This window comes from uncultured Paraglaciecola sp. (genome assembly GCF_913058035.1).
GTDB lineage: Bacteria > Pseudomonadota > Gammaproteobacteria > Enterobacterales > Alteromonadaceae > Paraglaciecola.
In genome coordinates, this window is sequence record NZ_CAJXPA010000027.1 from 17,749 (window position 1) to 34,692 (window position 16,944).

The window sequence follows — 16,944 nt, forward strand, 5'->3', positions numbered from 1 at the left end:
CCTGATATCATCCCTCCTTTAGGGAGAGCTAACAAACTCAATAGCTACAACCTCTCCAGTGGCTGGAATATAATCTTGTGATGGTAGCCACTTTGCGTGCATCAAAATTCCTAGCAGTTGATCATTTTGTCTCAACAACACCACTTGGTTTCGCACCCAAGGCGGGATCTGCCATTGCTTAAACCATTGTTTTAATGGTTTGCTGTGCGCTGCCCCTTTCGGGGTAAAACGTTGTGAATAACCACCAAATTGAATACTGATGTCGCCAGCTTTTGAATCGAGTGTCAGGTTGTTGCTATTGGGTTCAGAGCATTTTCTGAAGTGCAGTGTGCCCATATCTGAAGGAAGCTCCATCTGGGATCCACCATTCCAAATCAATACTTGTTTATTAATCAATGGCTTAACAGCAATCACAAAAAGCATTTGGTTGAAACGCCTAAACTGCCAACCGTTCCATTGCAAAATAGGTGATGCGTCTTCTGCAGCATCAAGTACCTCTTGCTTGAGTTGATTTAACACCACTAAAGAAGGGCTTTGAATACCAAGTTCAGATAACCAATAACGCACCAACTGATGTAACCATGATTGACTTAACAGCTGAAGGGCAGGTAGATGCAGACTATAAGGTGACGCTTGTATTTGCTTGAGCTTTTTCTCACAGACTTCATCTAATAAATGTTGTTGTTCGGCGCACAATGCAGCACTGCGACTGACTGAACGAGAAATTTCAGGCCAACGACTTTGTAAAATAGGCAAGACATCATGACGTAAGAAATTACGCTCAAAATCAGTGTTTAGATTAGACTCGTCTTCACACCATAACAATTTATGTTGTTGTGCATAGTCCAAGATAGCTTGTTGTCTGGTATCTAGCAGCGGTCGGTAGAACCCGACTTGTTTATCTGGTTGAAATAGATAATCTGAAATCCACGTGCGATTCATCGCAGACAGACCTTTAGGCCCAGCACCTCGTTTTAGCTGCAATAAAAAAGTTTCAAGTTGGTCATCTTGATGTTGTCCTAGTAACACTTGACTATTAGCTGGCGCTAATTCAGCTAACTTGTTGTAACGTGCCTCTCTAGCTTGTGCTTCAAGGCTTTGCCTTGGTGCGCTTTGTACGTTTACATTAGCAGTTTGAAATTCAATGTCTAAGGTGGCGCAAACCTGCTGACAATGTGTTTGCCACTTATCTGCGTTTTGGCTTATACCGTGATGAATATGAATAGCACTGAGACAAAAGTTGAAATGGTCCTGTTGCTTTAAATTGTGAATAGCGTGCAATAACACATGGGAATCGACACCACCACTGTAAGCCACAACAACATGAGTGGCCGACAAAAGTGGCTCACAACTTAGATGTTGTTTAAGTGCATTCAAAACTAACATAATGACTTATAACCCCTAATAACAAAAAAGCCATCTTTTAGATGGCTTTATACAGTTTATCTACATATTACTGGCTTTATTATTTAACAATAACCAAAAGACATCAACCGTGCATAACGTTGAGCTAACAATTCTTCGGTAGATAGACTGCAAAGCTGAGCCAGTTGCTGTTTAAGCGTGGCTTTTAAATTAGAGGCCATGCTGTCATGGTCTCTATGAGCACCACCTAGTGGTTCGTTCACAATCTGATTGATCAATCCTAACTCTTTGATTTGACTCGCACTGACACCCATAGCATCGGCAGCTTGTGGAGCCTTTTCAGCACTTTTCCACAGTATAGAAGCACAACCTTCTGGCGATATAACCGAGTAGGTGCTGTATTGCAGCATATTTACTCTGTCACCCACACCAATAGCCAATGCACCACCTGAACCACCTTCGCCAATTACAGTACATATGATAGGGACTTTTAAGCCAGACATGACTTTTAAGTTTCGAGCGATAGCTTCACTTTGGCCACGCTCTTCTGCACCTACACCAGGATATGCTCCTGGGGTATCAATAAAAGTAATAATAGGTATATTAAAACGTTCGGCCATTTCCATGAGACGTAGTGCTTTTCGATAACCTTCAGGTTTAGGCATACCAAAATTACGCTTTATTTTTTCTTTAGTATCGCGGCCTTTTTGATGGCCAATGATCATCACTGGTTGCTCATCAATGTTGGCTAAACCTCCGACTATAGCTTTGTCATCTGCAAACGCTCGGTCACCAGAAAGCTCATCAAAATCAGTACAGATACGTTCCACATAATCGTAGGTATATGGACGCATTGGATGACGAGCTATTTGACAGATTTGCCATGCGCCTAAGTCTGCAAAAATTTTCCGACTTAACTCGGCACTTTTTTCTCGAAGCTTGGTAATCTCTTCTTCGATATTGAGATCAAATTCACCACCTTGATTGACTAGTCTCAACTCTTCAATCTTCGCTTCTAATTCAGCGATAGGCTTTTCGAACTCTAAAAAATTTACACTCATTGAACACCTAATAATAATTGTTTGCAGATTTTCATTCAATTTTATAAAAAAATTAATGAAACTCTAAGTCAACTTGAGGTTTACCCAATAGCTGTTGTAGGTCATATAGTAACTCATCTTGGGGAGTAACGTACCATTGTGCGCCCAGGGTTAAATTTACTTTCACATCTGGATGCACATAATGTATCTGAACCGGACAACTTCCACCTTGGTGTGGTTGTAAAATAGTTTTTATTTTAGCCACGGTTACAGGGTTACACCAGCTTGATTCCAAACGTACTTGCAAACCCTTGGCATTTTTCTCACGGGCTTGAACTAAATCCATTACATCACGGGCAGACATTGTATTGCCACCAGAGAATTCATCAAAGCTGACCTGTCCACTTATCACCAATATTTTGTCTTCTTGCAACAATTCCTCATATTGTTCAAGCATATCGGGGAAAAAACGAACATCTACTCTGGCACTTTTATCATCGAGTGTGACTAACGCCCAACGACGGCCGCGTTTATTGGTCATCACTCTAACGCCTAATACCAGACCCACTGCAAAAGAGGTTTGGTCTCTATTTGTTGGCTTAAGGTCAATTAAACGGCAAGGCGCATAATGTTTGATTTCATTCAGGTACTGATTAATGGGGTGTCCAGTAAGATAGAGCCCTAACGTGGTTTTTTCACCGTCTAACCAGACTTTATCTGGCCAAGGGGGGACATCAGCAAAGGCTTGCTTTACTTGTTCGGGTTCATTGGTCAACAAACCAAACATGTCTGATTGCCCCGATGTCTTATTCTTGGCATGTTGGCCTGCGGCAGCCAAAGCGTCAGGCAATGAAGACATGATTGACGCACGATGAGGTCCTAAATTATCTAAAGCGCCCGCCAAAACTAATTTTTCTAATATACGTTTATTGATACGTTTTAAATCAATTTTGGCACAAAAATCGAATAAGTCGCTAAACTTACCGGTTTTTTCACGCGCTTCAATAATAGCGCCGATCGGACCTTCACCCACACCTTTAATTGCACCTATTCCATAGACAATACGCCCTTCATTATCAACAGCAAATTTATGGCTACCAGCATTCACATCAGGCGGTAAAATAGTCAGCCCCATACGGTTACAATCATCAACTAAGGTCACAATTTTATCTGAATTATCCATATCTGCAGACATAACGGCAGCCATAAACTCAGCGGGGTAATGAGTTTTAAGCCATAAGGTTTGATAAGAAACTAACGCGTAAGCGGCAGAGTGTGACTTGTTAAAACCATACCCAGCAAACTTTTCTACTAAGTCAAAAATTTTGATGGCAAGAGTCGGATCGATACCGTTTTCTTTGGCTCCAGTCTCGAACGACTCACGCTGTTTTTCCATTTCTTCTAGATTTTTTTTACCCATAGCACGGCGTAATAAATCGGCACCACCCAAACTATAACCAGACATAACCTGAGCAATCTGCATGACCTGCTCTTGATACAGGATAATACCGTAAGTCGGCTGTAGAATTTCTTTGAGACACTCGTGTTGGTATTCTGCATCAGGATAAGAAACTTCTTCGCGACCATGTTTACGGTCAATGAAGTTATCTACCATGCCTGATTGCAATGGGCCTGGCCTAAACAGAGCAACCAGAGCAATGATATCTTCAAAAGAGTCTGGTTTAAGACGTTTAATCAATTCTTTCATACCGCGGGATTCAAGCTGGAATACCGCAGTGGTCTCTGCATTTTGCAGTACCCTAAAACATTTTGCATCGACTAGAGGGATGGCGCTGATATCAATATCAATGCCTTTACCCTGTTTTATCATATCGGTCGCCCACTGAATAATGGTCAGTGTGCGTAACCCCAAGAAATCAAACTTAACTAGCCCTGCGGTCTCAACATCGTTTTTATCAAACTGAGTAACCGGGTTTTTGCCTTCATCATCACAATAAAGCGGTGCAAAATCAGTGATCAGTGTAGGAGCGATTACTACTCCACCAGCATGTTTACCCGCGTTACGAGTACAACCTTCTAGAATACGACACATGTCGATCAGTTCTTTGACATCTTCATCTTGATTATATAACTCGGGTAAACGAGGTTCCTCAAGAAAGGCTTTTTCAAGTGTCATGCCAGGAGTGGGAGGAATAAGTTTGGAGATACGGTCAACGAAACCATAAGGGTGACCTAATACTCGACCCACATCTCGCACCACGGCTTTTGCAGCCATAGTGCCAAAAGTGATAATCTGAGACACAGCATCACGTCCATACATTTCTGCAACGTGGTCAATCACTTCATCACGCCTGTCCATGCAGAAATCAACATCGAAATCTGGCATAGATACGCGTTCAGGATTCAAGAATCTTTCGAATAACAAATCATATTCAAGTGGATCGAGATCAGTAATATCTAATGCATAAGCCACTAATGATCCAGCGCCTGACCCACGCCCAGGGCCAACAGGAATATTATTATCCTTACTCCACTGAATAAACTCCATGACGATTAAGAAATAACCAGGGAATCCCATTTGATTAATGACCACTAGCTCAATGTCTAAGCGTTCATCATACTGAGGTCGTTTTTCTAAGCGTACTTGCTCATCAGGGAATAAAAACGCTAGACGTCTTTCCAGACCTTCCTTAGATACCTTGACCAAAAAGTCTTTGATATCCATACCTTCAGTAGGAAAGTCAGGTAAAAAATAAGTGCCAAGCTGGACGGTAACATTGCAGCGTTTAGCAATTTCCACAGTATTTTGAATGGCTTCTGGGATGTCAGAAAATAACGCCAACATTTCCTCAGCCGTCCGTAAATATTGCTGATCACTGTATTCTTTGGGCCTGCGAGGGTCGTTTAATGTATAACCGTCGTGAATGGCAACACGAATTTCATGGGCATCAAAGTTTTCTCTATCAACAAAACAAACTTCATTTGTAGCCACAACTGGTAAGTCAAACTGTTGCGCCCAATCTACCGCTTGATGAACATAATCTTCTTCTCCAGCCCTACCTGTTCGAGTCAATTCAAGATAAAATCTATCTGGAAAGTTTTGCACATAAAACTGGGTAGCCTGACTGGCTATATCAGTACTGCCCTTAGCTAACAACATACCCAGATCGCCAGCTTTACCACCGGATAATATGATCACGCCTTGGCTATACTCGACTAACCAAGCCTTATCTATTACAGCTCTGTCTTTAACACTGCCGCGTAAGTATGCTTTAGATATCAAAAGAGTAATGTTTTTGTAACCTTTGTTATCAATTGCCAACAAAGTAAGGCGAAACAAAGCACCATCTAACTCATCGCTTTGCACCCAAAAATCAACACCAACGATAGGCTTGATACCATTATCATGGGCTTGACCATAAAATTTAACCAAACCACACATGTTCATTTGGTCTGTGATTGCCACGGCAGGCATATCTAGTTTTTTTACCTGAGCAATAAGGGGTTTAACCTTATTTAGCCCATCTAACATGGAATAATCGCTATGCACCCGCAAGTGGACAAATTTGACTGCTGAGTTGTGTAATTGTTCTGTCATTTAAGAGCCTGCTAACTGGCCGTCACGCATAGCAAGAGACTGCTGCACCGGCTTAAAACTCATTCGATATTGAGGGAGTGGCCCAAGCTCAGCGAGCTTAGCCAAATGGAATGGCGTAGGGTAACCTTTATGTTTAGCGAAACCATATTCTGGATATTGTTGGTCCATGATTAACATTTCTTTGTCACGCGTTACTTTTGCAATAATAGAAGCAGCAGATATTTCAGCAATTAAACCGTCGCCTTTAATTACCGCTTCGCTTGAATAGCCCCATTTGGGACAACGATTGCCATCAACCATCACGTGAGTTGGTTGAATTGACAATGCCTGTACCGCTCTGGTCATAGCTAACATAGTGGCTTGTAGAATATTTAACTCATCTATTTCTTGCGGGCTAGCACGACCAATCGACCACGCCAATGCATATTGTTTAATTTGTGTAGCTAAGCTCCCTCGTTTTTTTTCAGATAATTTTTTTGAGTCAGCCAAACCAATGATTTTATAACGCGGGTCAAGAATAACTGCCGCGGTTACTACATCACCAACTAAGGGCCCCCTGCCTACTTCATCAACACCGGCAATAAAATGGTTCATGTTCTTAGTCTGCTCATGGCTGTTAACCCGCTCATGGCTGTTGCTCAATCAAATTAGCTACAGCTATCGCTGCTTGCGCATCAGCATCTTTTTTAAGTGATTCGTGCAAAGTTTGAAATTTTGAAATAAGGACTTGTTGTTGTTCATCTTTTTGTGTGGTCAACATAGGTAATAGTAATTCGCTGATATTCTGCGGAGTCACGTCATCTTGTAACAGCTCCGGAATTAATTTTTCATTTGCCAACACATTAGGTAAAGCAAAATATTTGGCCTTGTATAACCATTTCATCATTTGATAAGTTAAACCACTGAGTTTATAAGCCGTCACCATATTTTTTTTGCATAACATCGCTTCTAAGGTAGCGGTGCCAGATGCTAATAATACGGCATCAGACGCAATCATCACGTTTCTTGCATGACCAATGACAACCTGAATAGATAAGTCATGTTTATGTGTCTGAATATAATCGTCAACTTGGTCTTTGCGCTGACGATTAATCACCGGAATTAACACTTTTAGCCCAGGTATATCTGACTTCAATAGTAAACAAGATTGCATAAACACATCAAGCAATGTGTCTACCTCACGTTTTCTACTGCCAGGTAAAACGGCTAAAACAATAGAATCGTCTTTAAGTTGCAATGATTGACGAGCTCTTTTTTTATCTGGTTTGATAGCAATGTCATCAGCCATAGTATGACCAACAAACTCACAAGGAATTTGATGATTGTCGTAAACCTGTTTTTCAAAAGGAAAAATACTTAATACCAGGTGGGTAGCCTTAGCTATCTTAAAAATACGCTTTTCACGCCAAGCCCATACTGTAGGGCTGACATACTGTACAGTTTTAATACCCTGCTTTTTGAGTTTTAATTCTAGTCCTAAATTAAAATCGGGCGCATCAACCCCAATAAATACATCAGGAGGATTAGCGAGAAAGTGTTTCAACATAGACTTGCGAACAAACAACAGTCTGCGGATCCTTGATAAGACCTCAACCAATCCCATCACTGATAACTCTTCCATATCAAATAAGCTCTGACAGCCTTGGGCCTGCATTTTTGGCCCAGCAATGCCCTCAAATATAGCATTTGGGTAGTGTTTTTTGAGTTGTTTGATAAGACCAGCGGCAAGAATATCGCCTGAAGCTTCGCCAGCGATGATCCCTACTTTGAGTAATTTCTCGCTCATGATTTAGCGAACAATGCCTCGGGAAGAGCGATTAACGAAGTCAGCCATACGTTTAACGTCTTGGGTATCATCAGATAATTCCCTTAGTTTTTCAACTGCTTCGGTAGCTCTATAATTGTTACGGTACAAAATTTTATAAGCGCGTTTAATTTGCATAATCGTTTCACTGGAAAAACCACGACGCTTTAATCCTTCAGAGTTGATACCCCGAGGCTCACCATTATTTCCCACCATAATAAAAGGCGGCACGTCAGCTAATATGATGGCTCCGCCACCAATAAAACTATGGTCGGCAATATGACAAAATTGGTGAGCAGCGGTCAAGCCTCCCATGATAACCCAATTGCCAATATGTACATGGCCTGCCAATGTAGCACCTGTGGCCAATATACTATTATCACCAATGACACAATCATGGGCAACATGCACAAAACACATTAATAAGTTATTAGAGCCTATTCTAGTGACACCTTGATCTTGAACGGTGCCTCGGTGGATTGTCACCGACTCACGAATTATATTGTTATCACCTATGATTAGTTCGGTCGGTTCGCCAGCATACTTTTTATCCTGACAATCTTCGCCAACAGAGGCAAACTGATATATGTGATTACCTTTTCCTATGCTGGTTTTGCCTTTCACAACCACATGAGATTCAAGCACAGTGTTATCGTCTATGCTGACATTTGCATCAACCAAGCAAAAAGCACCAATTGAGACATTTTCACCCAATTTGACAGAGGGATGGATAATGGCAGTGGAATGTATCACCTGTTACATTCTCCTCATGGCACACATAAATTCAGCTTCACATGCAGCTTTACCGTCAACGCTTGCCACACCGTGAAACTTCCAAATCCCGCGACGCTCTTTGATCAATCTCACTTCCATGTCCATGCGATCACCGGGAACAACAGGCATTTTGAAGCGTGCTTTGTCCACACCAGCATATAAATACAGGTCGTCAGAATTACCTGACGTTTTAAAACCCAACACACCAGCAACCTGGGCTAATGCTTCGAGTATCATAACGCCTGGGAAAATAGGTTTACCCGGGAAATGCCCTGTAAAGCAAGGTTCATTAAAGGTGATATTTTTATAAGCAGATATTGACTCATTCAGAGTATAGTCTGTCACTCTATCTACCAACAAGAACGGATAACGATGGGGTAGCAACTCCATGATATCTTCTATTTCAAGAGTGTTTACATTTTTAGACAAAAGGTGTTCTCCTAAACTAACCAGTCGGTAGCTAAATCACTACTGCTGCTGGCTTTTCTCCAATGCTTTGACACGTTGATTAAGACCAGTGATATTTCTTAATGCCACCATGTTTTTACGCCATTCTCTGTTGCCGGAAGCAGGCATACCAGACGAATAAACGCCAGGTTCTGAAATACTTTTAGTGACCATACTCATACCAGTAAAAATTACATTGTCGCAAATAGAAATGTGACCATTAATGCCGACTAAACCTGCCATGCTGCAATTTTTACCAATAATAGTACTTCCTGCAATCACAGAACAAGCTGCCATTGCAGTATTTTCACCAATTTCAACGTTGTGAGCAATTTGACATTGATTATCGATGATCACGCCGTCAGCCAAAATAGTGTTGTCTAGCGCGCCTCGGTCTATTGTAGTACTGGCACCAATTTCTACTCTGTTGCCTATGACAACACTGCCGAGCTGAGGTATTTTGATCCACTGACCATTGTCATTAGCATAACCAAATCCATCGCTGCCGATCACTGTGTTAGCTTGCACCAAACAATCTGTACCCATTATGACGTTATGATAAATAGTCACATTGGCCCACAGCTTACTATTTGCACCTAACTGAGCACCTTTGCCAACAAAACAACCCGGACCAATGACAACATTGTCTCCAAGCTTTGCTCCAGCCTCAATAACCGCATTTGCACCAATTTTAACGTTTATACCCAAGTCAACATTTTCGCCAATCACTGCGTGAGATGAAATCTCCTGCGCTGGTTGAGGAGTAGTGTCGAGTAATTGTGCCGCCTTGGCAAACCCTACATAAGGGTTAGTCATGACAAGAGCGGAACAACTGCAATGGGATAATTCGTCTGGATGCAAAATAACTGCTTGCGCTTTCGTATCCTGAAGTTGGTTACGATACCTGTTATTCGACAAAAATGAGATCTGACCTTTGCCAGCTTTCACTAGAGTAGATAAACCACTAATGATCGTATCTTGAGTATCAGTTCCAGATAGGTGCAACTGGGCACCTATTTTCTGAGCTAATTGAAAAAGACTAATTGCGTGACTCAAAATGCCTCCGTTCGAACCACTAAAGCGGTTTAGTTGGTTTTACCAACTTGGTCTAATACTAATTTAGAAATGTCATTATCTGGATTGATAAAAGCCACAGAATTAGCATTCAATATAACATCATATTTTTCTTTTGCCGCTACTGCATCAATGCCTTGCTTAATCAATCCCAGCAATTTGTTCTGTTCTTCTTGTAAACGATTTTGAATTTCTTTCTGTAAAGGTTGTGCTTTAGCTGTGTATTCTTCACGTAAAGAAATAATTTGTCCTTCAAGCTCAGTTTTTTGCTTCGTACTCATAGTGGCAGCATCACGCTGGTTTTTTCAAGGTAATATTTAATATCTTTTTCTAGACGACTTACTTCTTCGGTCTTATCTTTAAATTCTGCCGCGATAGATGCTTGAATGCTAGCCGCTTGAGGCATAGCTTGAAAAATCCCCTGCACATTAACTGCACCAATTTTTTGTTCTGCAAACACCGCTGAACTACTCATAGCCGAGGTTAATAATGCACCTGCAATTAAACTTTTAGTAAACTTTTTCAAAAATAACTCCTACTTGTTGTTCTATGGACGATTTGCTAACCAGAAATTAAAATGTCTGGCCAATATTAAAAGTGAAAAATTTAGAATCATCACCCTCTCTTTCTTCTATTACTTTCGAGAAACTAAACACCATTGGTCCCATTGGAGATAACCATTGTACAGAAAGTCCGCCAGATGCTCTATAGAGTGTTGGATCACTATAATCAATTAACCCATCATTGTTGAACGATGTATTCACATTTAGATTTTTATAACGGTCATAATCAAATTCTGTATCCCACACATTACCTGCGTCAACAAATAAACTAGTTCGAACAGAATTATCAAAGTCGATATCAACAAAAGGGGTGGGCACAATTAACTCAATACCGCCTAATATCATGGCATTACCACCCAATGAACGATTACCAATCGATATAGTATCGTTTACATCATTACCTAAAATCACTTTACCGTTCGGATCAGTAACAACTGTTGCTGGTGTTGTCTGTAATCCTCTAGGTCCTACTGTATTATTCTCAAAACCTCTAAGTGAGTCTGCACCACCAGCCGTAAAATGTTGTGTGAAAGGTAATATTTGATCAATACCACCTACATCCCCGTAACCATTACCATAACCCATTTTCAAACGCGCTAAGAAAGACCAGCGTTGGTTTCGCGACAATGGGAAATACCACTTTCCATCTATCTCTGTCTTGAAGTAATTCACGTCTGAGTTTGGTGTTGTGATGGCAAAGGATGCACGTTGTGAAGAGCCTGCGGTAGGAAATACACCACGGTTAAGTGTACTGCGTGACCAAGCGATCGAAGCTAAAAAACTATCGTAATTAATCGCCGCATCTGGGTTATTTGGATCAACAAATTGATTATTGAAACGTGTAGTTTGTACAAAAGGTTGGTTTTGGAATAACTCAACTGTGCTGTAAGTGAGTCCAAAGTTAATCCGGTTAAATTGGTTGATAGGATAACCAATATTACTGCCTACAGAAAATTGTTTACTGTTGTATTGAATCAGGTTGGCAGAGCTACCGTCAAATTCACTATATGACACAGAACCACCTAAACTGATGCCGTCTATAGTGAAGTATGGGTCTGTGTAGGATAACTGCACACTCTTTTGATAAGAAACTGTACTGATATTAAAAGCAATACGTTTACCTGTTCCTAAGAAGTTATCTTGCTGAATTCCAGCATTTAAACTTAGTTTAGTACGATCGCCATAACCTATTCCAGCGTTAAAGGCGCCAGAGGGCTGTTCCTTAACCGTAAAATTAACATCGACTTTATCTTCTTCGCCGGGTAACCGGACGGTTTCAAAGTCTACATTTTCCATGTAGGTTAATCGGGACAAGCTATTTTTTGATGACTCTAATGAAGCATTCGATAACCAAGAACCCTCCATTTGAGACACTGATTGGCGAAGCACTTCATCGGCAGTTCCATTATTACCTGCAAAATTAATGCGTCGCACATAAATACGTTTGCCAGGATCAACAGACAGGACTAATTTTACCGTTTTATCTTCCTCGTTAATATCAGGAATTGTAGTAACAGTAGGATAAGCATAACCATAACGACCTAAGTATTTACTGATAAATTCTTCGGTATAAGTGACTTCAGCTTGGTTATACAACTCACCTGACGTTAACGGAAGCACTAGTTTAATATAATCTTCATAGCCTAACAAATCCCCGATTAACTCCACATCAGAGATAGTATATTGTTCACCCTCGTCTACGTTCAAAGTCACGTATATCCCTGTTTTATCAGGCGTCATAGATACTTGAGTAGAATCAATATTAAAACGTAAATAACCACGGTCTTTGTAATGACTAGTGATAGTTTCCATATCGCCAGTTAACGTTTGTTTCTGATAACGGGTTTCTGATAAAAAGTCCCACCAAGGTGTATCAAACTTTAATTCAACTAGTTCTAACAACTCAGGATCGTTAAAGGTGTCATTACCAACGATGTTAATTTGTTGGATTTTTGCTGAATCACCTTCCTCGAATAACAATTTTAAATCGACTCGATTCCTAGGAAGAGGTGTAATAATTGCTGTCACGTCGGCGTTGTACTTGCCTATGCTGTAAAAGAAATCTTTTAAACCATTCTCAATCGAAGTCAGAACTGTCTTGTCTAAAGGCTCGCCTACTAAAATGTTAGCGTCATTTAAACTTCCTTGAAGTTGCTCGTCTTTAATATCATCATTGTCTTCGAACACAATATTGCTGATAGTTGGTCTCTCGGCAACTTTAACAAGTAATGTATTCCCATCACGGAAAATTTGTATTTTTTCAAAATGGGTTGAAGAATACATAGACCTAATAAGCTGTGAAATCCTAAAACTATTCATCTCATCGCCAACGGTAACAGGCAGATAAGTCAACGCTGCACCTAACGCAACACGCTGCAAACCTTCAATTCTGATATCTTGAACGACAAATTCACTATTCGGGGCTGCTTTTGCGAAGCTAGCAATGGATAGCATTAATCCGGCAACAACTAACTGTTTAAACTTCATTTATTAATATTCTTCCTAAATGCACAATATTTGTGTTGTGCATGGTCACATCGTTCGATAAAAATTATAAACGCGCAATATCATTTACTATCGCGATGCTCATTAGCAGCAGTAGCAAAACGCCACCGATTTTAAAACCTACTTCTTGTACTGACTCTGGAACGGGCCGGCCACTAACAAGTTCTATAAAGTAATAGAGTAAGTGGCCACCATCAAGCACAGGCAAAGGTAAAAGGTTAATTATGCCCAAATTAACGCTAATCAACGCTAAAAAGCCTAAAAAGTACACTAATCCTAAACTAGCACTCATACCTGCACCTTGAGCAATCGCAATCGGACCACTCAAATTTTTCACTGACACGTCACCTGTCACTAACTTACCAAGCATTTCAACACTGAGCGTCATCATACGCCATGTTTTATCCATTGCTTTAGTAAGTGCTTTACCTACACCGTATTGATGAACAAACACTACACCCTCAGGCCAAGGCTCTAGAGTTGGAGTAAAACCCATATATCCCTTTGTATTCTGTCCATCAGTCTTACTACCAATAGTGCCACTTAAATTTATAACTTGTCCGTTTCTAAGCACGTCAACTAAAACAGTTTGCTCGGGTCTTGTGGAAACATAACCCACTATTTGTTCCCAATTTTGCATACTAGTTCCATCTAAACTCAGAATTTTGTCATTTGCCTGAAATCCAATACGCTGTGCTGCGGAACCATCTTCTATGTATCCCAGTACACTAAGTACTTGTGGACGAAATGGGGTGAGACCTAAACTAGCAAAAACTGATGTTTTATCTGGATCAAATTCCCACTGACTTATATTGATTGTGGCTGACTTTTCATATGTATTATTTTCGTCAGTCCATTTAACCATCATCTCATCATGTCCAATAAACGACATAAATTCATAAGCCACATCTTCCCAGTCGACTACTTTTCGAGGGCCTACTTGTGTTAATGTTGCATTTTGAGGGATATTAATTTGGCTAAAAATACTCTCTGGTTCAATACTACCCACAACGGGCTTGACTGTTTGTAAGCCAACTAGATACATAATAAACAAGGCAAAGATAGCGAATAGAAAATTTACAGCTGGACCTGCAGCAATAATAGCGATGCGTTTAAGCACATGTTGACGGTTAAAAGTATAGGGTAAATCTTCTTCAGCTACATCGCCTACTCTCTCGTCGAGCATTTTTACGTAGCCGCCAAGTGGGATAGCCGCTATGACAAATTCTGTTCCTAATTTATCTGTTCTACGCCAGAGAGCTTTGCCAAAACCGATAGAGAATTTTTCTACTTTGACCCCACATCTGCGAGCAATCCAAAAGTGTCCCCATTCATGCACGGCAACTAAAATACCTAAAGCGACAATAAAAGAACCCACATTAATAATGAAACTCAAGTATTAATCCTCTGCGCAATGTGACTCAGCTTTTCAATGATATTGATACTTAGTCTACGAGCAGACTTGTCACTTTCAAGCACCGCTTCGATAGTCTTTAAGCTATGCGAAGATGTTTGCTGTAAACATTCGTCATTCACTTGCGCGATTTGCATAAAACTAATTTGCCCCTGTAAAAAAGCTTCCACAGCCACTTCATTTGCTGCGTTGATTGTAGTGGTAGCGTATTGCCCGGCAGAACTTGCTTGTATAGCTAGTGCAAGGTTGGGATAACGCTCCGTTTCTGGTTCAGTAAAAGTAAAGTTTGCTAATTGATTAAAATCTAAGGGAAGAACACCAGATTCGATTCTTTCAGGAAAAGCCAATGCATGGGCAATAGGTGTTCGCATATCTGGGTTGCCCATTTGAGCCAACACAGAACCGTCTATGTATTGTACCATGGAGTGTATAATACTTTGTGGATGTAACACGATTTGAATATCAGATGCTTTAAGCCCAAATAACCACCTAGCTTCAATAAACTCTAAACCTTTGTTCATCATAGTAGCCGAATCAACTGATATCTTGCGACCCATGTCCCAGTTGGGATGAGCACATGCTTGGTCTGGCGTCACATGATGTAATTCATTTAAAGGAGTGGTTAAAAATGGACCACCAGATCCTGTTAAAAGTACTTTGCTGATCCCTGAAGAACTTAGATCACCGTACTTAAACTCAGTAGGTAAACATTGAAAAATAGCATTGTGTTCACTATCTATAGGAAGAATTTGGGCGTTGTATCGGTTGGCGGTTTGAATAAATAAATCACCGGACATAACTAATGATTCTTTATTAGCTAATAATACTTTCTTACCTGCCTCTACCGCAGCTAATGTAGACATTAATCCAGCGGCACCGACTATTGCAGCCATCACCACATCGACCTCTGAAGCGCTGGCTACTTGCGCAAGCGCCTCGTGACCCGCTAAGACTTCGCATGTTAATTGCCCGTCCGAAAATAGTTTTTTAGCTTGTTTAAATTGCGTTGGATCCGCTATCACCACATATTCAGGCGAACATAATCGAGCCATTTGCAACAATACTTCAATATTGTTGTTTGCCGTCAACGCATACACGCTGAATAGCTCTGGATGTTTCAGTAAAACATCAAGAGTACTTTTTCCTATTGACCCCGTTGCACCCAAAATACTGACTTTTTGCATCAGGCCATCCAGATAATGTAACAAAATGCAAAAACAGGAAAGGCAGCCGTCAAACTATCAATTCTATCCATTACGCCGCCATGTCCAGGCAATAACTTTCCGCTATCTTTTATGCCAGCACAGCGTTTAAACATACTTTCGTTTAAATCACCTAAAGCAGACACGCCGACAGTCAATGCACCAACCATTATATGTAACCATATGCGAGAAGGGTCGACTTGATAATGCAATGCAGCAAAGGCAATAATGGCGGAAGATGCGAAAACCCCACCCATAAGGCCTTCTAAAGTTTTGCCCGGCGAAACCTCGGGACGTAACTTGTGTTTACCAAATTTTACCCCGACAAAAAAAGCGCCTACATCTGCAGCCCAAACAATACCTAACACATAAAAAATGAGAGATGCACCGTAGTAGGGATCAACGTCATATAAATTTGTGCGCAACGAGACAACGGCAACCCAGGTAGGTATCAACGTTAAAATTCCAAATATCCCTCGGAGTATTTTACTGTTATACCAAACAGAACTGAATTTTGGATAGGCAATAATCATCGCCAGCGACACTACCCACCAGATAGCTGCGACGGTAAGTATGTAAGTATAGAAAGTATTTAATTGTCCTTGATACCAGATCAAATCACTGGGTAACAAGCTTGAAAGCGTCAGACACATTACAACAATTAGCGCTGCATACGCACTTTTTGTAAAAGTACGTGTTATTCCCGACATACTTGACCATTCCCAAGCACCTAAACCCATAACTAAGGCAATCATAATTTGAAAGCTAAATAGCGGTAAATATAAAATGGCAAACAATGCCAAAGGGGCAAGAATAAGCGCAGTGATAATCCGTTGTTTTAACACATTCGCCTCATAAATTTATTATTTTTGGTTTGCCACATATTAAGTTATCTGCTCTGAAATTTTACCAAACCGTCTCTGACGATCAGTAAACGCCAGCACTGCAGCTTGAAAAGCAGCTTCATTAAAATCAGGCCAAAAATCTTCTGAAAAATATAGTTCAGCATAGGCAATTTGCCATAGCAGAAAATTACTAATCCTTTGTTCTCCACCGGTGCGGATCAATAAATCGACTACCGGTAAATTTGCTGTGCTGGTAAAGCGTGTAAATGTTGCTTCATCGATATCTGCTATATTAATTTTTCCAGCTTGAACTTGTGTAATTAATTCTTTAGTGGCATTGACTATGTCCCAT

Annotated in this window: 13 protein-coding genes and 1 pseudogene; all 14 read right to left on the reverse strand. The window is 40.6% G+C overall.

Annotated elements, in window-relative coordinates:
* Nucleotides 1-18: 18 nt before the first annotated feature.
* Nucleotides 19-1,386, reverse strand: coding sequence for a tRNA lysidine(34) synthetase TilS (gene tilS, locus QZ562_RS05535; RefSeq protein WP_293757804.1), 1,368 nt, complete (start codon nt 1,384-1,386; stop codon nt 19-21).
* Between the two features lie 83 nt (nt 1,387-1,469).
* Entirely contained in the window at nt 1,470-2,426 is a 957-nt protein-coding gene (gene accA / locus QZ562_RS05540) for an acetyl-CoA carboxylase carboxyl transferase subunit alpha (protein WP_293757807.1), read from the reverse strand.
* 52 nt (nt 2,427-2,478) lie between these two features.
* The gene (dnaE, locus tag QZ562_RS05545; protein WP_293757810.1) at nt 2,479-5,964 is read right to left on the reverse strand and encodes a DNA polymerase III subunit alpha; all 3,486 of its coding nucleotides are present in this window, start codon (nt 5,962-5,964) and stop codon (nt 2,479-2,481) included.
* Nucleotides 5,965-6,558 (reverse strand): ribonuclease HII, encoded by a 594-nt coding sequence (rnhB, locus tag QZ562_RS05550; RefSeq protein ID WP_293757813.1) that lies wholly within the window; start codon nt 6,556-6,558, stop codon nt 5,965-5,967. It lies immediately after the preceding gene.
* A 31-nt stretch (nt 6,559-6,589) separates the two neighbouring features.
* Entirely contained in the window at nt 6,590-7,750 is a 1,161-nt protein-coding gene (gene lpxB / locus QZ562_RS05555) for a lipid-A-disaccharide synthase (protein ID WP_293757816.1), read from the reverse strand.
* Nucleotides 7,751-7,753: 3 nt separating this feature from the next.
* On the reverse strand, nt 7,754-8,521 hold the full coding sequence (lpxA, locus tag QZ562_RS05560) for an acyl-ACP--UDP-N-acetylglucosamine O-acyltransferase (protein WP_293757819.1): 768 nt from the start codon (nt 8,519-8,521) through the stop codon (nt 7,754-7,756).
* A 3-nt stretch (nt 8,522-8,524) separates the two neighbouring features.
* The gene (fabZ, locus tag QZ562_RS05565) at nt 8,525-8,971 is read right to left on the reverse strand and encodes a 3-hydroxyacyl-ACP dehydratase FabZ (protein ID WP_293757822.1); all 447 of its coding nucleotides are present in this window, start codon (nt 8,969-8,971) and stop codon (nt 8,525-8,527) included.
* 39 nt (nt 8,972-9,010) lie between these two features.
* On the reverse strand, nt 9,011-10,045 hold the full coding sequence (lpxD, locus tag QZ562_RS05570; protein ID WP_293757825.1) for a UDP-3-O-(3-hydroxymyristoyl)glucosamine N-acyltransferase: 1,035 nt from the start codon (nt 10,043-10,045) through the stop codon (nt 9,011-9,013).
* A 29-nt stretch (nt 10,046-10,074) separates the two neighbouring features.
* A pseudogene (locus QZ562_RS05575) lies at nt 10,075-10,589 on the reverse strand (OmpH family outer membrane protein).
* 46 nt (nt 10,590-10,635) lie between these two features.
* Nucleotides 10,636-13,113: an outer membrane protein assembly factor BamA gene (gene bamA / locus QZ562_RS05580; RefSeq protein WP_293757828.1), complete on the reverse strand. Its 2,478-nt coding sequence runs from the start codon at nt 13,111-13,113 to the stop codon at nt 10,636-10,638.
* Nucleotides 13,114-13,177: 64 nt separating this feature from the next.
* On the reverse strand, nt 13,178-14,527 hold the full coding sequence (gene rseP, locus QZ562_RS05585; RefSeq protein ID WP_293757831.1) for a sigma E protease regulator RseP: 1,350 nt from the start codon (nt 14,525-14,527) through the stop codon (nt 13,178-13,180).
* Nucleotides 14,524-15,729: a 1-deoxy-D-xylulose-5-phosphate reductoisomerase gene (gene ispC / locus QZ562_RS05590; RefSeq protein ID WP_293757834.1), complete on the reverse strand. Its 1,206-nt coding sequence runs from the start codon at nt 15,727-15,729 to the stop codon at nt 14,524-14,526. Before ispC ends, rseP begins: the two co-directional genes overlap by 4 nt.
* Nucleotides 15,729-16,592, reverse strand: a complete 864-nt coding sequence (locus QZ562_RS05595) for a phosphatidate cytidylyltransferase (protein ID WP_293757837.1) — start codon at nt 16,590-16,592, stop codon at nt 15,729-15,731. The genes ispC and QZ562_RS05595 overlap by 1 nt, the downstream gene beginning before the upstream one ends.
* 39 nt (nt 16,593-16,631) lie before the next feature.
* On the reverse strand, nt 16,632-16,944 hold a 313-nt coding region (gene uppS, locus QZ562_RS05600), incomplete at its 5' end, for a polyprenyl diphosphate synthase (RefSeq protein WP_293757840.1).